Origin of the sequence: Clostridium aceticum, assembly GCF_001042715.1 — a bacterium.
GTDB classification, from domain to species: domain Bacteria; phylum Bacillota; class Clostridia; order Peptostreptococcales; family Natronincolaceae; genus Andreesenella; species Andreesenella acetica.
Genome location: NZ_CP009687.1, coordinates 1923832 through 1942816 on the forward strand (window position 1 = coordinate 1923832; position 18985 = coordinate 1942816).

19 protein-coding genes are annotated in these 18985 nt (G+C 34.8%); 18 read left to right on the forward strand and 1 reads right to left on the reverse strand.

The features are described from left to right. Positions 1 to 5: 5 nt before the first annotated feature. The 6 genes from CACET_RS09065 to CACET_RS09090 all read left to right on the forward strand — a co-directional run bounded on the left by CACET_RS09065 (position 6) and on the right by CACET_RS09090 (position 6596). A complete protein-coding gene (locus CACET_RS09065; RefSeq protein WP_044824002.1) occupies positions 6 to 821 on the forward strand; it encodes a TlyA family RNA methyltransferase in 816 nt (271 codons plus the stop codon). 151 nt (positions 822 to 972) lie between these two features. Then, positions 973 to 1422, forward strand: coding sequence for an arginine repressor (locus CACET_RS09070; protein ID WP_044824003.1), 450 nt, complete (start codon positions 973 to 975; stop codon positions 1420 to 1422). Positions 1423 to 1436: 14 nt separating this feature from the next. Further along, a complete protein-coding gene (gene recN, locus CACET_RS09075; RefSeq protein ID WP_044824004.1) occupies positions 1437 to 3158 on the forward strand; it encodes a DNA repair protein RecN in 1722 nt (573 codons plus the stop codon). 248 nt (positions 3159 to 3406) lie between these two features. Beyond that, on the forward strand, positions 3407 to 4726 hold the full coding sequence (gene spoIVB / locus CACET_RS09080; protein WP_242846892.1) for a SpoIVB peptidase: 1320 nt from the start codon (positions 3407 to 3409) through the stop codon (positions 4724 to 4726). Positions 4727 to 4838: 112 nt separating this feature from the next. Beyond that, entirely contained in the window at positions 4839 to 5660 is an 822-nt protein-coding gene (gene spo0A / locus CACET_RS09085) for a sporulation transcription factor Spo0A (protein WP_044824005.1), read from the forward strand. Between the two features lie 360 nt (positions 5661 to 6020). Further along, on the forward strand, positions 6021 to 6596 hold the full coding sequence (locus CACET_RS09090; RefSeq protein ID WP_052661283.1) for a 3'-5' exonuclease: 576 nt from the start codon (positions 6021 to 6023) through the stop codon (positions 6594 to 6596). 57 nt (positions 6597 to 6653) lie between these two features. Here CACET_RS09090 and CACET_RS09095 read toward each other — a convergent pair whose 3' ends face one another. Then, a complete protein-coding gene (locus CACET_RS09095; RefSeq protein ID WP_044824006.1) occupies positions 6654 to 7313 on the reverse strand; it encodes a RecX family transcriptional regulator in 660 nt (219 codons plus the stop codon). A gap of 206 nt (positions 7314 to 7519) precedes the next feature. On the opposite strand from CACET_RS09095, the gene steA reads away from it, so the two are divergent. From steA to CACET_RS09155, 12 genes are all read left to right on the forward strand, one after another. Then, entirely contained in the window at positions 7520 to 8641 is a 1122-nt protein-coding gene (gene steA, locus CACET_RS09100; RefSeq protein WP_044824007.1) for a putative cytokinetic ring protein SteA, read from the forward strand. 12 nt (positions 8642 to 8653) lie between these two features. Further along, complete coding sequence (locus tag CACET_RS09105; RefSeq protein ID WP_044824008.1) at positions 8654 to 9538, forward strand: copper transporter; 885 nt, start codon at positions 8654 to 8656, stop codon at positions 9536 to 9538. Between the two features lie 15 nt (positions 9539 to 9553). Then, the gene (locus tag CACET_RS09110) at positions 9554 to 10231 is read left to right on the forward strand and encodes a glycosyltransferase family 2 protein (RefSeq protein ID WP_044824009.1); all 678 of its coding nucleotides are present in this window, start codon (positions 9554 to 9556) and stop codon (positions 10229 to 10231) included. 23 nt (positions 10232 to 10254) lie between these two features. Next, positions 10255 to 11070, forward strand: coding sequence for an MraY family glycosyltransferase (locus CACET_RS09115; protein ID WP_052661284.1), 816 nt, complete (start codon positions 10255 to 10257; stop codon positions 11068 to 11070). A 28-nt stretch (positions 11071 to 11098) separates the two neighbouring features. Then, the gene (locus tag CACET_RS09120; protein WP_044824010.1) at positions 11099 to 12187 is read left to right on the forward strand and encodes a DUF3866 family protein; all 1089 of its coding nucleotides are present in this window, start codon (positions 11099 to 11101) and stop codon (positions 12185 to 12187) included. A gap of 52 nt (positions 12188 to 12239) precedes the next feature. After that, complete coding sequence (locus CACET_RS09125) at positions 12240 to 12779, forward strand: NUDIX hydrolase (protein WP_044824011.1); 540 nt, start codon at positions 12240 to 12242, stop codon at positions 12777 to 12779. A 72-nt stretch (positions 12780 to 12851) separates the two neighbouring features. Next, a complete protein-coding gene (gene spoIIM / locus CACET_RS09130) occupies positions 12852 to 13487 on the forward strand; it encodes a stage II sporulation protein M (RefSeq protein WP_052661285.1) in 636 nt (211 codons plus the stop codon). Between the two features lie 122 nt (positions 13488 to 13609). Beyond that, positions 13610 to 14494: a site-specific tyrosine recombinase XerD gene (gene xerD / locus CACET_RS09135; protein WP_044824012.1), complete on the forward strand. Its 885-nt coding sequence runs from the start codon at positions 13610 to 13612 to the stop codon at positions 14492 to 14494. 286 nt (positions 14495 to 14780) lie between these two features. Beyond that, positions 14781 to 15950: a phosphopentomutase gene (locus CACET_RS09140; RefSeq protein WP_044824013.1), complete on the forward strand. Its 1170-nt coding sequence runs from the start codon at positions 14781 to 14783 to the stop codon at positions 15948 to 15950. Positions 15951 to 15990: 40 nt separating this feature from the next. Further along, positions 15991 to 16812, forward strand: a complete 822-nt coding sequence (locus CACET_RS09145; RefSeq protein ID WP_044824014.1) for a purine-nucleoside phosphorylase — start codon at positions 15991 to 15993, stop codon at positions 16810 to 16812. Between the two features lie 18 nt (positions 16813 to 16830). Beyond that, a complete protein-coding gene (locus CACET_RS09150; RefSeq protein WP_044824015.1) occupies positions 16831 to 17661 on the forward strand; it encodes a purine-nucleoside phosphorylase in 831 nt (276 codons plus the stop codon). Beyond that, positions 17658 to 18983 carry a pyrimidine-nucleoside phosphorylase gene (locus tag CACET_RS09155; RefSeq protein WP_044824016.1) on the forward strand — a complete coding sequence of 442 codons (1326 nt, stop codon included), beginning with the start codon at positions 17658 to 17660 and terminating at the stop codon, positions 18981 to 18983. The genes CACET_RS09150 and CACET_RS09155 overlap by 4 nt, the downstream gene beginning before the upstream one ends. Positions 18984 to 18985 lie beyond the last annotated feature (2 nt).

Consider the following 18985-nt stretch of genomic DNA (forward strand, 5'->3'; position numbering starts at 1 on the left):
TGTTGATGGATAAGATAAGATTAGATACACTCTTAGTAGAAAAAGGATATTTTGATAGCAGAGAAAAGGCTCGGCGTACTATTATGGCGGGCTTAGTCTTTATAGATCATCAGAAAATCGACAAACCAGGCACAAAGGTAAATAGTGCCTGTGAGATTTTAGTAAAGGGCAATGCTATTCCTTATGTCAGTAGGGGCGGGTTAAAACTTGAAAAGGCTATGAAGGAATTTGGTATCGACTTAAAGGATAAAGTTTGTTTAGATATTGGTGCTTCAACCGGTGGATTTACAGACTGTATGCTGCAAAATGCTGCTGCAAAGGTCTATGCTATAGATGTAGGTTATGGTCAGTTGGACTGGAAACTAAGACAAGACCCAAGAGTAGTTGTGATGGAGCGAAGAAACATTCGTTATGTAGAACCACAAGAGTTACAGGAATTGGGGGATTTTGCTTCTATAGATGTATCTTTTATTTCCTTAAAACTTGTACTGCCGGTGGTAAAGACGCTGCTTAAAAGCCCTTCTTCAGAGATTGTTGCTTTGGTAAAACCTCAATTTGAGGCTGGTAAGGAAAAGGTAGGGAAAAAAGGAGTGGTAAAAGATATTAATGTTCATAAAGAAGTTGTTGATAATATTATAGATTATGCAAAATCTATAGGACTTCACATAGAAAACTTTTCTTATTCCCCTATTAAAGGGCCAGAGGGCAATATTGAATATTTATTACATATGAAAACTAATGTTGAAGAAGACCAAGGGATAAGGCCAGAAGAGGTTGATAAAATTATTTATGAATCTCACCAATCTTTAGAAGGAATGTAAGATTTTTTTTCAATAAGAATAATGTGTTTTCTTGGGAGGAAAAAATTTTTTTTTGAAGAATAGAGTATATATACTGCTTTTTATAAATAAATATACATGCTTTTATTAATGATGAGAGATGATTATTTTTAAACATTTGAGGAGGTTGTCTATGAAGTATACTAGGCATGCAAAAATTTTAGAAATCATAGATAATAAAGAGATCGAAACCCAAGAAGAATTATCAGAGGAATTGAAGAAGATGGGACTAAACGTTACCCAGGCCACTGTATCAAGAGATATTAAAGAGTTGAGACTCATTAAGGTAATGTCTAAAAGCGGGAAATATAAATATGCTACTTTAAATAGTCAGGAAAATATTTTATCTGATCGATTGATAAGATTATTTAAGGACGCTATACTATCCTATGATCACGCTGGCAATATCCTGGTATTAAGAACGATCCCGGCGGCAGCACAGGCAGCGGCATCAGCTATAGATGCGGCAAATATGGAGGATATTGTAGGTACAGTTGCAGGGGATGATACTATTTTTGTTGTGATAAGGGATGCAACAAAGATGGAGGAAATGATTGATAAGTTTAGAAAACTAATGAGATAGAATGGGGGGCCTTTATGCTTTTAGAGCTGGAGGTAAAAGACTTTGCTTTAATTGATAGGCTAAACCTGCACTTTGATAGTGGCTTAAATATACTGACGGGAGAAACGGGGGCAGGAAAATCTATCATTATAGATGCGGTAAATATGGCCATCGGTGAGAGGGCAGATAGGGACTATGTAAGATCCGGCAGTAAAAAGTCAATGATACAAGCTATTTTTTCTACGGAGGATGTGAAGGACTTAAGCACTATATTGGAAGCCTATGGTATAGATTGGGAGGAAGAGCAGAGTCTGATTGTCACTAGGGAAATCTATGCAAATGGTAGGAGTGTCAGTAGAGTCAATGGTATTATTGTCAATCAAGGTGTACTAAAACTAATCACAGAAAAATTGATTGATATACATGGTCAGCATCAACATCAGTCCTTACTAAATTCTGATTTTCACATCGATGTATTGGATGCTTATGGAGGTAAAAAGATTCATGATTTGTTAAAAATCTTATCTGAAAAACATAAAAAATATTTATCTTTACAAAAAAAACTTGGTTCATTTTGTTATGATGAGATGGAACGGGAGCGGAAAATTGATTTACTAAAGTTTCAAATTGAAGAAATAGATAACGCCGAACTAAAAGTAGGAGAAGAAGAAGACCTGCTTCAGCAAAAAAATCTTTTGGGTAATAGTGAAAAAATATATACTACGTTGGCTACAATTTATGAAGACTTTTATAATAGTACAATACAACCTTCTGTGTTAGACCATATTTCAAAAAATGTTAAATCACTGCAAAGTGTTTCATTATTAGATGAGGACTTAAACCATTTCTATACTACATTAGAGGATCTCCAATATAGACTTCAAGATATGATGATGGAGGTGCGAAATTATAAAGATCGTATTGATTTTCAACCAGAAACATTACAAGAAATTGAAAAAAGACTAGACCTTCTCAATAACTTAAAAAGAAAGTATGGAGTTTCTATCAAAGAAGTTTTGGATTATAGAGAAAAAATTCAACAGGAATTAGATGACTATACCCATAGTGAAGAAAAAGTAGAAATAATAAAAAAAGAAATTCAAAAGGAAAAAAAAGAATTAGAAGATCTGTCCTTAGAGGTTAGCATTTTAAGAAAAAATGCTGCTAGATCTTTTGAAGAGGAACTTATAAAAATTTTACAAAGTCTAAACATGAAGAAAGTATCTTTTTCTGTTAAAATTACACAGCCGATAGACGCTGATGGAGGCTATAAACTTACTTCTAAAGGCATAGATAAGGTGGAATTCATGCTATCTAGCAATGCAGGGGAACCATTAAAACCCCTTTCTAAGGTGGCTTCTGGTGGTGAAATGTCAAGAGTCATGCTGGGGTTAAAAACGATTTTAGCCCATGTGGACGGCATACCTACCTTGATTTTCGATGAAATCGATACTGGAATTAGTGGGATTACTGCCCAAACTGTTGGTGAAAAGCTTTATCATATTTCAAAAAAACGTCAAGTGATATGCATTACACATTTGCCTCAAATAGCAGCTATGGCGGATACACATTTTTTAATTGAAAAGGAAACAACAAAAAACACAACCATCACTCAAATTAATAAGCTGGATGAGGAAAAACGCCTATATGAATTAGGGCGATTACTAGGTGGAGAAATAACAGAAATTACACTAAAACATGCTGAAGAAATGATTCATCATGCCCACAAAAAAATAAAAGATGATGTAACTTTGTGATTTTCTAGCAGTCAACTTACTTCCTAAAGTGCCGCTTTATCCTTCTTTATTTAAAAATAGGGCGGCAAGGAGGAAGAATTTTAAAAATTTTTTTCAAAAAAACCAAAAAAGGATGATAGTTACATCTTTATTATATTTTATATATTATAATCACTCTAAGAAAAGGCCAAATTAATCATAGTAACTTCAATAAGGGAATGAGGAAATTTATGAAGAACTAGATTATGCTGGATTGGAGAGTGATTTTTTTGATTGACAAATTTAGATATAGAAAAAGTCTCATGATAGTTGCTGGTATTGTGTTGATTTTTAGCTTATATGCTTTTTTAATAGAAATTACTGGCGGTTTAAATAAAGAATATAATATATCTATTGGAGATGATTATACATTAAGTCATAGGTTTCCATTATTACTTTCTAGTTTAGATTCTGATAAAGACTCTATCATACAAATTACGCAGTTAGAGAATTCTAATTTTAATCTCCGCAGAAGTATCCAAGTAAAAACCATCGACAAAGGAACAGCTAGTCTCTATCTAAAAGTATTTGGTTTAGTTCCCTATAAAAATATTAAAGTTAATGTAATCCCTGAGCTGCAAGTAGTTCCGGGAGGACACTCTATTGGTGTAAAATTAAATACAGATGGGGTTTTAGTAGTAGGACTTGCTCAAATAACAGATCTTGATGGAAAGGGTCACAATATAGGAGAAGCTGGTGGAGTAAGGATAGGAGACTCTTTAATAAAAATAAATAATATAAAAGTAGAAAATGCAGTTCACTTAGGGGATATCATAAAAGAAAGCAAAGGTCAGCCATTAGAATTAACTCTTAAAAGGGATGCAAAAGAATATACAACAGTATTAACTCCAGTAAAATCCATAGAGGACCAACAATATCGACTAGGACTTTGGGTGAGGGACAAGACTGCTGGTGTAGGAACAATGACTTTTTATCATCCTGAAACCCAAAAATTTGGTGCATTAGGTCATGCTATTACAGATATTGATACGGGAAAAATTTTGTCTATCAAAGACGGAGAAATTATTAAATCAAGGGTAATTTCTATAGAACCTGGAAAGAGAGGAAAACCGGGAGAAATAAGAGGTGTTTTTTACGATGTCAATGATCCTATTGGTAAATTAGAAAAAAATACAGATTATGGTGTATATGGGGAGTTATTAAAAGGTATCGATAATGAACATTATCAAAAGCCTATAACGGTGGGTTATCAACACGAAATTACAGAAGGACCTGCTCATATTTTAACTACAACCGATTCTAATAAAATTGAAAAGTATGAGATTGAAATATTAAAAATTAATAACCAAACAAAAGTAGATGGAAAAAGTATGATTATTAGAGTAACTGATAAAAAACTGTTGGAAAAAACAGGAGGCATTATTCAAGGAATGAGCGGCAGTCCAATCATTCAAAACGGCAAAATAATAGGTGCTGTCACCCATGTCCTCATTAATGATCCTACAAAAGGTTATGGTATTTTTATCGAATGGATGATAGAACAGTCGGGGATATTTGATAAAAATCTTAAAAATGTTGTAGAAAATTAGAGGAAATAAGAGAACGAAATATTGAAAAACTTGGAAGTTTTTTTCAATGTGGGAAGGAATAAAAATTCACTTGTCGAATAGTTAATAAGACTAAAAATTTAAAATAAAATAAATGGTTTCAGGGGGGTTTATAGTGATAAAAGAAAAAATTAGAGTTTTAATCGTAGACGATAATGAGGATTTTTGTGATATCTTAAGCGAATATCTTGAAAGACAGGAAGATATAGAGGTAATTGGTATTGCACAGGACGGACTAAAGGCCATTGAGCAAATTGGTGAAAAAACACCAGACGTGGTAGTTTTAGATATTATTATGCCACATTTAGACGGCTTAGGGGTATTAGAGAAGTTAAACAGCATGAATCTAGCTACATTTCCAAAAGTAATTATATTGTCAGCAGTAGGGCAGGATAGAATAACACAACGGGCAATTAGCCTTGGAGCTGATTATTATGTCATAAAACCTTTTGATTTTGAGGTTTTTATCGATAGAATAAGACAAATGGCAGGAAGCTCTTCCAGTGCACACAGTAAAAAGAGACCAATTTCTGCAACTTCAACGGGTCTTATTACTAACAATAATAGTTTAGAGGCAGAGATCACTAATATTATTCATGAGATTGGTGTACCTGCCCACATCAAAGGGTATTTATATCTAAGAGAAGCGATTACGATGGTGATAGGAAACATCGAGTTATTAAGTGCGGTTACAAAAGAACTGTACCCATCTATAGCAAAAAGCTTCAACACAACTCCAAGCAGGGTAGAAAGAGCCATCAGACATGCCATTGAAGTAGCCTGGAGTAGAGGCAAAATAGATACCATTAATAACTTATTTGGCTATACTGTTCATAATGACAAAGGTAAACCCACAAACAGCGAATTCATAGCGATGGTGGCGGATAAACTAAGACTTGAAAAAAGAGCGGGGTAACAATATAAAGAATTCTCATTCGATTAAAAAAATCGGAGGGGAATTTTTTATGTTAAAATACATAATTTGTCATCCTGAGCACTCCAAGATCCTTCGCTAGGCTCAGGATGACAATTGGAGAGAATTTTGGTAACAATTGTGTTAAGTTAATACCTATGATATTTTGGCAGGGTACATATATCATAAAAAATGTTATCATAAATGATAATCATGATATAGAAAAAAATGCTAAAATATGTTAGACTAATATACAGCCTTTGATGAAAGCATGATTACGGTGTATGATATATTCATAAGGGTAAAATAATATAATAATATAGAAAAAAATAAAAATCGTAAAAGAGTAGGAGACTATAGTACATGGAATATATTATATTTGACTTGGAGTTTAACTCAGCCTTTAAGATTGATAGAAAGACAAAAAAACTTATAAAAGGTAATGCCAATCCCTTGTGCCCTCAGGAGATTATTGAAATAGGAGCAGTGAAGGCAAACACAAAACTTGAGATAGAAGATACCTTTCAAACATTTGTAAAGCCCCAACTATATACAAAACTTCATCCAAAAGTAAAAAAGAAAACCAAAATAACCAAAGAAGATTTAGCAGAAGGTCTAGCTTTTCAAAGTGCAATGAAATTATTTACCCAGTGGCTTGGTACAGATGAGGTAGTTATGTGTTCTTGGGGACAAGACGATATAAATGAGTTAAGAAGAAATTGTGATTTTTTTCATATAAAGACCAATTGGATTAAAAAGCATTGTGATGTGCAAAAAATATGTACGGGACACTTAGCTATGCCTAGAGGAGAACAGGTTGGTTTAAAAAGGGCAATAGAGGCTTTACAGATAGACATAGATAGAGACTTCCATAAGGCACTAAATGATGCTATCTATACAGCTAAAATACTCAAGGTACTAAAAGAACCAAAAAACTAGAAAGACCACAAGGAGGATTATATCATAACAAACCTTATCATAAATGATAAACGCTTATTAGAATAATTCCTCCACAACACACTGAATAAGATCAAAATTATATCCTCTTCTCATAAGTTGAGCATAAATTTTTTGTTTTAACTTAAAGGGATTGGGTTCTTTTTTTATATACTTTTCATAATATTTCTTAGCTAAATCTGTAGCATCAGCTTGATATAAATCTTGCTGTGCTATAACGATAGATTGAAATTTTTCCTCTTCTAAGTAGAAAAGACTTTGGCTGATAGCTTCTTTGGTAAATCCTTTTTGTGTTAGATACGGATATAATTTCATCTTAATTTGATTAAAGGGCAAGTTTTTTTTCTGAAGAAAAAACTTTTCTGTAATCTTTTGTGCTATTTCTATCTCCTTTTTTAAAGGAAATAAAGCTAAGGCGTCTGTAATGAAGGGGTCAGAAATCCCCTTTTCTATAAGTTCCTTCTTAACAAAACCCCTTCCTTTTTTTTGTTTTTCTATCATATTCTTAACAAAAATTTCTGCAAATTTCTTATCGTCTAAATAATTCAGACTTTCTAATTTGTCTATAACCATAACAATGCAAGTAGAAGGATAACCTTTACTAGACAAATAAGAAACCAACTCACTCTTGCTTCTTAATTTGTAGGATAAATAATTTAGTGATGAACGAAAGGCTTGTTTATATTCATTATTATGCATCTTGCTGATCCATCCTCTCTGTTTTTTTCGCCACGGGGACAGTTTCTCTAGCACATGAAAAACACACGTGTCAGACTACGTGAGAATTATCACCCTGAGGGTAGCGAATGGGTCTTGAGTGTCTAAAATAAATGATAGAAAAATCATAACATTTTTCTATCATTTATACAAATACTATAAGAAAGCAGTTTATGGAGGAGTAGAATATGGACATTCGAGCACCAGTAAAGTTAGATAAAAAAACGAAAAATTTAGCTGGAAGGATTGAAGAAGGAAATATTGCTATTATTGATCATAGAGACCTTGATGAAGTAGCTGCAAACTCCTTGATTAATAAGAAAGTGGCGGCGGTAATCAACTGTGAAATGTCTATCAGTGGAAGGTATCCAAACCTCGGGCCTAGCATGTTGGAGAAAGCGAAGGTAAATATATATGATGTGATTAAAGGGGATTTGTTTGATGTATTAAAAGATGGAGATAGCATCATAATTAAGGGGGATAAAATATTTTTTGAAGACAGAGAAATAGCTACTTTGTTAGAATTAACCTCTTCTAAAATTTCTCAGTTGTTGGCAATGGCGGAAACAAATTTAGAAATTGAGCTTGAAAAGTTTATTGACAATACCCTAACCTACGCCCATAAAGAAAAGGACTTTATTTTAGGTAAATTAAATATTCCTATGATTAATACAGTGATACAAGACAAACAGGTTTTAGTGGTTGTAAGGGGACAAGATTATCGTAAGGATTTGAGTGCTGTTTTGCCTTATATTAAAGAAATGAAGCCAATTCTTATAGGGGTTGATGGAGGGGCAGATGCTTTATTGGAGTTTGGATTCGCACCGGATATCATCATAGGAGATATGGATAGTGTTACAGATCGATGCTTAAAGGTGTGTAAGGAGATTATTGTGCATGCTTATCCAAACGGAAAAGCACCTGGACTGGAACGTGTACAACAACTGAACCTTAATGGGATAACCTTTCCTGCACCAGGTACCAGTGAAGACATTGCCATGCTATTGGCCTATGAGAAGGGAGCAGATCTTATCGTAGCAGTAGGTACCCATTCAAATATGATAGATTTTTTGGAAAAAGGTAGAAAAGGAATGGCAAGTACGTTTTTGGTTAGATTAAAGGTAGGGTCGAAGCTTGTAGATGCTAGGGGAGTGAGCAAGCTATATCATAGGAGAATTACAGCAAAACATATTTTATGGATGATTTTTGCAGCCCTCACCCCAATCATCATTACTTTATCTATCTCTCAACCAGTAAGAAATTTGTTAAAGCTTCTGATGATTAGATTTAGAATACTCTTAGGTATATAGGGAGGGTACAAAGTGGTATTTGACATAAAGTATTATATGGTTACAATCGCTGCTATATTTATTTCCCTTGGGATTGGTATTTTTATCGGATTCAATATGAATGGAGGGGAAATTTACTTAAATCAGCAGCAACAGTTAATAGATAGTCTGGAAAACAGATTTGGAGAGTTTAGATTAGAGAGGGAGGATTTGCAAAAAAATATTGAAGAATTACAGCTAGAAAAAGAAAAACATGAAGATTTTATTGAGAGAGCCTATTATGAGATCATTGACAGTAAACTAGCTAACTTTCGCATAGCTATTATACAAACTTCAGAAGACTATTACTATGATGACTTAAAAGATGCTTTGCAGGAGGCAGGAGGAATTGTTCCTGTACAACTAATTTATACCAATAAACTTCTTCATTTAACAGAAGAAGAACTAGAAGATATCAACTATTCCTTTGGTGTAACTTTAACAGAAGAAGAGATTTTCAAGCAAACAAATCATGATGTTTTAGCGTTGTTGCAAGGTGGAGAAGCTTCCAATTTGTTAAACTATCTTATAACAAATGAGTTTATACGATTAACAGAATACGATCTATATGACCATGAAGTAGATCAAATTGTCATTGCAGGTGGAAGTCAAAAAGAAAATAGTGGCATATTAAAAGCTGTGGACCTAGACCTCATTGATAAAATACAAAATGAAAATATGAAGGCAGTAGGGGTAGAAAGGCTAGATATATCTCATTCTTATATACCTTCTTATAAAAACAGTGGTATATCAACAGTAGATAATGTTGATACTTTAATGGGACGTATGGCACTGATTCTGGCAATGGCTGGTAGAGAAGGATCTTTTGGAGAAAGGGAACATGCAGAGCAGTTGGTTCCTATAGGAGGGTATGAATAAAGGGAGGGAAAGGAATTGGAGGCGGAAGTTGCTGTTATTATACCTGCTTATAATGAAGAAAAGAGAATAGTAAGAACACTCACAACCTTAAAGGAGATAAATCCTCTATATAAGATTTATGTTGTAGATGATGGATCTACAGATGCAACAGCTGAAAAAGTTGCAAAGGTCAAAGACTTATGTCTAATAAAATCTATGAAGAACAAGGGGAAAGGTCAAGCATTAAAGACAGGAATTAAAGCAGCTCTTGCTTCCTCTGATATCATCGTTTTTTTGGATGCAGATCTTCAAGAAAGTGCTGGAGAAGTAGAAAAATTGATTAAGCCTATAGTAGATAATGAAGCTGACGTAACTGTTGCGAAGTTTCCGCCAGCTAAGAAAAAAGGAGGTTTTGGACTAGTAAAAAAGCTTGCTAGATACGGTGTATATATCAATACAGGCAAAAAATTAGATACAGTTCTTTCAGGACAAAGAGCTTTTAAGAAAAAGGTTTTAGAGAATCTAACATTCAATTATGAGGGTTATGGTGTTGAATTAGGCATGACCATCGATTTGTTAAATAAAGGTTATCTTATAAAGGAAGTAGAAGTAAACATGTTTCATAATGAAACTGGTAGAGATTTACAGGGATTTCTCCATAGGGGAAAGCAGTTTTTTCAGATACTAAAGGTATTCTTAAAGAAAACAAAATGATTTTAGTCTTGGAGGACAACAAGATGATGGTATCGATAATAGTTATGCTGGTTAGTATTTTTATTACTAAAATCACATTACCTTATATGAGGCATATGTTCCTAAAGGCAAATGTAGTTGCTAAAAATTATAAAGGAGATAGGATCCCTATTGGTATGGGAATTACTTTTATCCCAGTAATGCTAATGAATTTTTTACTAATACTTTTATTTTTTAAGGAATTATCAGAGGTAATTTTCATATTTTTAGCAGGAATTACTACCATGGGCTTTGCTGGAATAATAGATGACTTAATAGGAAATAGGACAGCTTCTGGGTTCAAAGGACATTTTTCACGCTTTCTTAAGGGTGAACTCACTACAGGGATGTTGAAGGCTGGTATAGGCGGGATGATTGCTTTGTTAATTAGTTTGCTTTATTCATCAGGGGTAATAGAATTTATTGTAAATGCCTTTATTATTGCACTCTTTACAAATTTTATGAATTTATTAGATTTAAGACCTGGTAGAGCCCTAAAGGCTTACTTGTTGATGTCGGGGATCTTTATCCTCATAGGTATCACTGATACAATAGGATTAATCTTATTTAGTATTATTGGGTATTGTATCGGCTATCTGCCTCAGGATTTGAGAGCAAAGAGTATGATGGGGGATGTAGGTTCCAATACCTTGGGGATTACCTTAGGGATCATCACTGCAGTAAGCTTCTCAATGGAGATAAAGTTTGTATGGTTGATTATTTTGTTGTTGATCCATATGATATCAGAAAAATACTCCTTATCTAAAATTATTAAAAATAATTACCTTTTAAATTACTTAGACGAATTTGGTCGCGACTAATGAAGATGATTTGAGGTGCTATAAGTTTATGATAAGTATAAAACGTGGCAAAGTTATAAAAATCTTAAGTAAATCCCAAGAAAAAACAAAACTAATTGTAGCAATCAATGGAAAAGAAGAAAAAGCTTTCAATTATAATTTGATGACAGGTGAAGTGTCTGTAGGCGATGAGGTAGTACTAAATACAACAGCTATTGAACTCAACTTAGGTACAGGCGGTTATCATTTTGTATTATATAATCTTGATAATAAGATTGTCCCTTTAGAGGAAGAAGGCCATATTATGAAACTGCGTTATACACCTTTGCAATTAAAGGTTTTTGCTGCTGAGGAACAAGACCATCCAAATCATCATAAGTTTCTAGCCTTTGAGTCTCTAAATAATTTACCTGTGATTGTAGGTAGCCTGCACAGTATGTTGACCCCCATCGCAGCAACCTTAAAGTATATAAATCCTCGCATAAAAATTACTTATATTATGACAGATGCAGCCGCACTGCCAATTTATTTTAGTGATACAGTGGATCAATTAAAGGAGAAGGGAATCATTGATCACACTATTACTATAGGACACGCTTTTGGTGGAGACTTAGAAACAGTAAATATATATAATGGATTAATTGCAGCTAAAGAAATTACTCATTGTGATATAGCTATTGTAACAATGGGACCTGGTATTGTGGGGACCGGTACACCCTATGGCTTTACTGGTATTGAGCAAGGACAAATACTAGATGCAGTAGAAGATTTAGGAGGAGCTGCTATAGCAGTTCCTAGGATTAGTTTTAGTGATGAAAGAGAGCGACACTATGGTATAAGTCACCATAGTTTAACTGTTTTTAGTAAAATTGCTAAAACCAGCTTCAAGATTATCCTACCTTTTTTGGAGGCTGATAAGAAAAAAGTTTTATATGAACAATTAGAGTACTTGAATATTCATAGAAAACATACTATTATTGAAGAAGATGGTAGCATACTTTCTAAGGTATTAGATTATTTCGGTTTGTCCGTTAAAACAATGGGACGAGGCTTTAAAGATGATGTTGCTTTCTTTTTAGCATGTAGTGCTGCTGCTGTACATAGTTGTGATCTTCTTAAAAATCATAATAGAAAATGAATTTGTATGCTATGGCTGTATTAAGTAATTATCAAAGGAGGGTTAAATATTTATGTCATTTGAAGAAAAAACTTTAAAGTCTGAGAGAATATATGAAGGAAAAGTTGTTAACTTAAGAGTAGACACGGTAGAATTACCTCAAAAAAAGTATTCCAAGAGAGAAATCGTAGAACATGCGGGTGCTGTAGGGATTTTAGCAGTGACGGAGGATCAAAAAATTGTTCTTGTCAAGCAATTTAGAAAGCCTATTGAAGAAACTATACTAGAAATTCCTGCTGGTAAGCTGGAGGCAAAGGAAAATCCTGCAGAATGTGCTATAAGAGAGTTGAGTGAGGAAACAGGATATACAACTGCGAAGGTAAAAAAGTTACTGGAGTTTTATTCTAGTCCTGGTTTTACCAATGAAATCCTACATATTTACTTAGCAGAGGATCTACAAGAAGGGGTAGCCCATCCTGATGAAGGTGAATATGTTGAAACTTTACATATGTCTTTAGATGATGCTCTTGAAAAAATCGCAAAAGGTGAGATTAAGGATGCTAAGACAGTGATTGCAGTCTTAGCCTATAAAAATATGTTGAATATGATTTAAGGACATGGCATAAAACCTCCATAATTGGCATAATGATTTTAATATCATTAATAAGCGAATGGAGGTTGTTTTGTGTTTAATAAGGTGATGGATTATCTGAAAAAACATATACGAGAAAATATATTGATTTATTCTATCGTCATTTTATGTTTCTTGATTGGGATTTCTGTAGGGGCCTTTACTGTAAAAATAGTAGACAAACATCAAAAGGAAGAATTATTCTATTATTTAAGAGATTTTTTTCAGTTGTTTTATACCAATGAGTTAAGTGGTGGTAGTATTTTTAGACAATCCTTTATGAATAATTTTCAGCTACTTACTTTAAGTTGGATCTTAGGCTTATTGATTATATTAGCACCTCTTGTGCTGCTGATTGTATCTTTTAAAGGTTTTGTTATTGGATTTACAGTGGCACTGCTCATAGAAGAATTTAAATTCTGGGGAATTCTATTATTTTTACTTGGAGTTTTTCCTCAAAATCTCATTATCATACCAATTTTTATTTTTGCCGCAGTTTTTTCTCTGGCTTTCTCTGCAGCCTTTATAAAGATCAAGCTTAAAAAAATAAAAAATACAGGATTCTTAAAACAGCTCTTACCCTATAGCAGCTTATATGGGATTTTGATCATCATGATTATATTTGCATGTTTTATAGAGTCCTATATAGCTCCATTTTTGATTAGACTCATTGCTGGGAATCTTCTTTAAATTAAGTTATTAAGAGATTTGAAAAGAATTTGCTAGAAATTTTATTTTCTTGCAGGAATTAGGGATCATTTGTTGAATATTTTCTATAGTAATAGTTGAAGGGTTAAAGGGAGAATTACACTATGAATGAACTCATTTTGAATTATGTAGACTATTTAACAAATGAAAAACAATTGTCACACAACACTTTAGAGTCTTATGTACGAGACGTCAAGCAGTATTTGACTTATTTAAATCAGAATGAAATCGATAATATTGCTCATACCAGTAAAACAAATGTGATTACATATCTAGTTTATTTGCAAAATGAAGGGAAAGCAGTCTCTACTATATCAAGAAGTATAGCCTCTATTCGTTGTTTTTATCAATATTTACTTCAAAGTAAGATTGTTTTAAAGGATCCTACTTTAAATTTAGAATCTCCAAAAACCAAGAAAAAACTACCTAATATAATGACTTTAAACGAGGTAGATGCTTTGTTGAATCAACCTGAAGACAGCACTTATAAAGGTAAAAGAGACAAAGCTATGTTGGAACTTCTATATGCAACAGGGATTAGGGTCTCGGAGTTAATTTCTTTGACGATAGAAGACATCAATATAGAGTTGGGTTTTGTACAATGCACCACAGGAAATCGAGAGAGAGTGATTCCTGTAGGTTCTGTAGCTTTACAGGCTTTGAAGAATTATTTAGAAAATGCTAGAAGTTGTTTTATTAAAAATGAGGAGGAAAAGCTGCTGTTTTTAAATATGCAAGGGGGACAATTAACCCGCCAAGGTTTTTGGAAAATTATAAAGGCTTATACGAAACAACTCAGTATTGCAAAAACCATTACCCCTCATACACTGAGACATTCCTTTGCAACCCATCTTGTACAAAATGGTGCTGATTTAAAATCTGTTCAGGAAATGTTGGGACATTCTGATATATCCACTACACAGATTTATGCGAATTTAACGAAGAATAAGATTAAGGATGTATATGATAAGACACACCCTAGGGCCTAAGATAGGTCCTATTTTTATATGTAAGATGTAATAAATATCTTACATACGCTACGCCACGGGGACAGTTCCTCAGGCACATAAAAGCGTACGTGCCAGATGAACCGTCCCCATGACTCCGGGGTTTTTTGTCATTCTGAAGGCAGTGAAGAATCTTGTGTAAAAGTTTTATTTTTTTATCTCTATTAACGGGTATAATAACACTCAGGATAATATTTGGAGAGAATTTTGGTAATAACTGTATTAGGTTAACGCCTATGACTAAATTTTATAATTAAGGAGGAATTTTATGGTGAATAGAGTGGTGCTGTTTGTTATAGATAGTGTGGGAATTGGTGCTTTGCCTGATGCTGAGGAGTTTGGTGATGTGGGGGCAAATACATTAGGTAATATCATTAAAGCTGAAGGAGGAATTCATCTACCTAACTTAATCAGCTTAGGATTAGGGAACATCGATGGTATTATAGGCATCGACCCAATAGAAAGTCCTCTTGGAGCCTATGGAAGATCAGATGAGGTATCTCAAGGAAAGGATACTACTACAGGGCATTGGGAACTAGCTGGACTTCACCTGACAAAACCCTTTAAAACCTTTCCTGATGGTTTTCCTGAGTCGGTGATACAGGCATTTGAAGAAAAGATTGGGAAAAAAATACTAGGAAATAAAGCTGCTTCTGGAACAGCTATTATAGAAGAGCTAGGGGAAGAACATCTTAAGACTGGATATCCTATTGTATATACTTCTGCGGACAGCGTATTTCAGATAGCCGCCCATGAAGAAGTCATTCCTATAGAAGAACTTTATAAAATGTGTAGAATCGCCCGTGAAATCATGATGGGGGATCATGCGGTGGCTCGAATCATAGCCAGACCCTTTGTGGGAACATTAGGAAGTTTTAATCGAACCTCTAATAGGAGGGATTTTTCTCTTAACCCCCCTGGAGAAACTGTTTTGGATATTGCAAAAAGAGAAGGTTTTGATGTGATTGCTGTTGGAAAAATAGAAGATATTTTCAATGGCCAAGGTATTACGGAGGCTGTACATACGGAAGATAATATGGATGGTATCGATCAAACCATAAACTATTTAAATAAAGAAAATAAAGGAATTATTTTTACTAACCTAGTAGATTTCGATTCAAAGTACGGTCATAGAAGGGATGCCAAAGGCTATAAACAAGCTTTAGAGGATATGGATCAGCGCATCCCAGAGCTGCTAAAAAGCTTAAAAAAGGATGATATGATCATGATTGTGGCAGATCATGGTAATGATCCAACTTTTAAGGGTACAGATCATACAAGAGAATACATTCCTATCTTGATCTATGGTGAAGCTGTTAAGCCTAATGTAAATATAGGAACAAGAAAAAGCTTTGCAGATATTGCAGCTACTATTGCAGATATTTTAGGGATTCCTAGTACTGGTAAAGGGGACAGTTTTAAAAGTTTAATGATGTAGAAGTCTTAAGTTGATAAAATACTTAAATAAAGGAGTTGTAATGATGAGGGTGATAGAAAAAATTACAGAAGCTGTAAAATATATTTCTTCTAGAATAGAAAATTCTCCTACCATAGGATTGATCTTAGGATCTGGATTAGGGGTTTTAGGGGATGAGATTCAGGATGCTCAAATCATACCCTATGGGGAAATACCTCATTTTCCTAAGTCTACTGTGGAGGGTCATGCGGGAGAATTGGTAATAGGAGAGCTGGAAGGGAAAGTGGTCGTGGGGATGAAGGGGAGATTCCACTATTACGAAGGGTATTCTATGGAAATGGTAACTTTCCCTGTAAGAGTGATGATGGCATTAGGAGTGGAGACAATCATTGTCACCAATGCCGCAGGAGGTGCTAATAAAAGTTTTTCTGCTGGAGACTTGATGCTTATTGAAGACCATATTAACTTTGCCTTTAATAATCCATTGATAGGTCCCAATGATCCTGAGTTAGGTGTGAGGTTTCCTGATATGTCCAGTGCTTATGATAAAGATTTAATAGACATGGCTAGATCTGTTGCTAAAAGAATGTATTTAGATATCAAACAGGGAGTATACGCTTACTTTACAGGACCTACCTATGAAACTCCTGCAGAGATCAGAATGATCAGTAGGCTAGGAGCAGATGCGGTGGGGATGTCCACAGTTCCTGAGGTTATCGTAGCAAGGCATGGGGGGGCAAAGGTACTGGGGATTTCTTGTATCACCAATATGGCAGCCGGTATATTAGATCAGCCACTAAACCATCAAGAAGTTATAGAAACTGCACAGAAGGTTACGCATCAATTCGTGGCTTTTGTCAAGGAAATCATAAAAAGTATATAAGGAGGAGTTAAGGGAAAAATGGAGGATTTATTACAAAAAGTAACAGAAGCGAAGGATTATATTTTAAAGAAAATCAATATTGCTCCAGAGATAGGGCTGATCTTAGGCTCAGGTTTAGGAACTTTAGCAGAGGAAGTAGAGGGTGCCACCGTCATTGATTATAAAGAAATACCTCATTTTCCTCTTTCTACTGTGGAGGGTCATGCAGGAGAGCTGGTGATAGGAAAGCTAGAAGGCAAAGCAGTTGTTGTGATGAAGGGGAGATTTCATTATTATGAAGGCTATACGATGCAGCAGGTGACATTTCCTGTACGGGTGATGCAAGCTATTGGTATCAAAGTCTTATTTGTTACCAATGCTTGCGGCGGTTTAAATCCTAAGTTGTATCCGGGAGCCTTAATGATGATTCAAGATCATATTAATTTTACAGGAGCTAATCCTCTAATGGGACCAAATTATAATGAACTGGGTCCAAGGTTTCCAGATATGTCCTCTGCTTATGATAAAGATCTAATAGGGTTAGCACATAAGGTAGGGAAAAGTTTATCTATAGAAACCCATGAAGGCGTCTATATAGCCATCAGTGGACCCAATTATTTATCCAAGGCAGAGTTAAAAATGGTGATAACAGCGGGAGCAGATGCAGTAGGGATGTCCACAGCGCCAGAAGTGATTGTAGCTAGACATGGTGGACTAAGGGTTTTAGGCATATCCTGTGTGACAGATATGGCAATACCAGACCAATTGGAATCCATCAGTCACGAGGAAGTAATGGAGGTAGCCAATAAAACCAAACCTAAATTTATTTCTTTGGTCAAAGGAATTCTTAATGAGGTGGTAGTTTCATGAGGATGTATGACATCATATTAAAGAAAAAAAAAGGAGAAATGCTGACAAAGGAGGAAATTCATTTCTTCATAGAGGGCTATACCAACGGTTCTATACCAGACTATCAAGTGTCAGCACTATTAATGGCAATATACTTTCAAAAAATGAATAAGGAAGAAACCGTATACCTCACGGAGGCCATGATGCATTCAGGAAAGATGATTGATCTTTCAAGCATCGAAGGTATTAAGGTAGACAAACACAGTACAGGAGGCGTAGGGGATAAAACCACCATAGCTTTGGCTCCGATGGTAGCAGCCTGTGGTATTCCTGTAGCAAAAATGTCGGGAAGAGGTCTAGGACATACGGGGGGAACGATAGATAAGCTAGAGTCTATTCCAGGATTTTGTGTGGAGATGACAAAGGAAACCTTCATCAACAATGTAAATGAAATTAAATTGGCTATAGGAGGACAAACGGCTAATTTAGCACCTGCTGATAAAAAACTCTACGCCCTTAGGGATGTAACGGCTACAGTGGATAATCTTTCTTTGATCGCCAGCAGTATTATGTCCAAAAAGTTGGCTTCTGGAGCAGATGCCATTGTTTTGGATGTCAAGACTGGCAGTGGTGCTTTCATGCAGGATATTGATGAAGCTTTTTTATTAGCAAAAGAAATGGTGGATATTGGTCAAAGCGTAGGCAAAGATACAGTAGCTATTGTTACTGATATGAACCAGCCTTTGGGCTATGCTGTAGGTAATAGCTTGGAAGTAAAGGAAGCAGTTCAGCTATTAGAAGGAAAGGGTCCTGAGGACCTGGAGCAGATATGTATCACATTAGGTGCCTATATGCTGATCTTGGCGAAAAAGGTTGGTACAGAATATGAAGGAAAAAGGCTGATGAAAGCAGCAATTGATTCTGGTGAAGCACTAAAGGTACTAAAAGGCTTTATTGAACGACAGGGGGGCGATATAAGCTGCATAGAGAATCTTGACTTATTGCCCCAGGCACAAGAAATTTATCCCTTAAAGGCCAGTGAGAGTGGTTATATACATAAGATCAAGGGTGATATTGTAGGCGTAAGTGCATTGACCTTAGGAGCCGGCAGAGATACAAAGGACAGTGAAATTGACTTATCCGTGGGAATCCTGCTGAATAAAAAGATTGGAGACTATGTAGAAAAAGGTGAGGTGTTGGCCTATATTTATAACAATGATGCAGTCAAAAGAGATCTTGCTATAGAGCAGTTATTAACTGCTTATGAAATAGAAGATACTCAACCAGAATATAGACCGCTGATTTTTGGCATTGTAACAAAAAATGGTATTCAGAGACTATAGAA

Coding starts and splice junctions, on each gene's coding strand:
- recN (WP_044824004.1), top strand. CDS start 1,437: ATGCTTTTAGAGCTGGAGGTAAAAGACTTTGCTTTAATTGATAGGCTA.
- steA (WP_044824007.1), top strand. CDS start 7,520: ATGGACATTCGAGCACCAGTAAAGTTAGATAAAAAAACGAAAAATTTA.
- CACET_RS09150 (WP_044824015.1), top strand. CDS start 16,831: ATGGAGGATTTATTACAAAAAGTAACAGAAGCGAAGGATTATATTTTA.
- xerD (WP_044824012.1), top strand. CDS start 13,610: ATGAATGAACTCATTTTGAATTATGTAGACTATTTAACAAATGAAAAA.
- CACET_RS09090 (WP_052661283.1), top strand. CDS start 6,021: ATGGAATATATTATATTTGACTTGGAGTTTAACTCAGCCTTTAAGATT.
- CACET_RS09065 (WP_044824002.1), top strand. CDS start 6: ATGGATAAGATAAGATTAGATACACTCTTAGTAGAAAAAGGATATTTT.
- CACET_RS09155 (WP_044824016.1), top strand. CDS start 17,658: ATGAGGATGTATGACATCATATTAAAGAAAAAAAAAGGAGAAATGCTG.
- CACET_RS09070 (WP_044824003.1), top strand. CDS start 973: ATGAAGTATACTAGGCATGCAAAAATTTTAGAAATCATAGATAATAAA.
- CACET_RS09125 (WP_044824011.1), top strand. CDS start 12,240: ATGTCATTTGAAGAAAAAACTTTAAAGTCTGAGAGAATATATGAAGGA.
- spo0A (WP_044824005.1), top strand. CDS start 4,839: ATGGTTTCAGGGGGGTTTATAGTGATAAAAGAAAAAATTAGAGTTTTA.
- CACET_RS09145 (WP_044824014.1), top strand. CDS start 15,991: ATGATGAGGGTGATAGAAAAAATTACAGAAGCTGTAAAATATATTTCT.
- CACET_RS09095 (WP_044824006.1), bottom strand. CDS start 7,313: ATGCATAATAATGAATATAAACAAGCCTTTCGTTCATCACTAAATTAT.
- CACET_RS09115 (WP_052661284.1), top strand. CDS start 10,255: ATGATGGTATCGATAATAGTTATGCTGGTTAGTATTTTTATTACTAAA.
- CACET_RS09120 (WP_044824010.1), top strand. CDS start 11,099: ATGATAAGTATAAAACGTGGCAAAGTTATAAAAATCTTAAGTAAATCC.
- CACET_RS09140 (WP_044824013.1), top strand. CDS start 14,781: ATGGTGAATAGAGTGGTGCTGTTTGTTATAGATAGTGTGGGAATTGGT.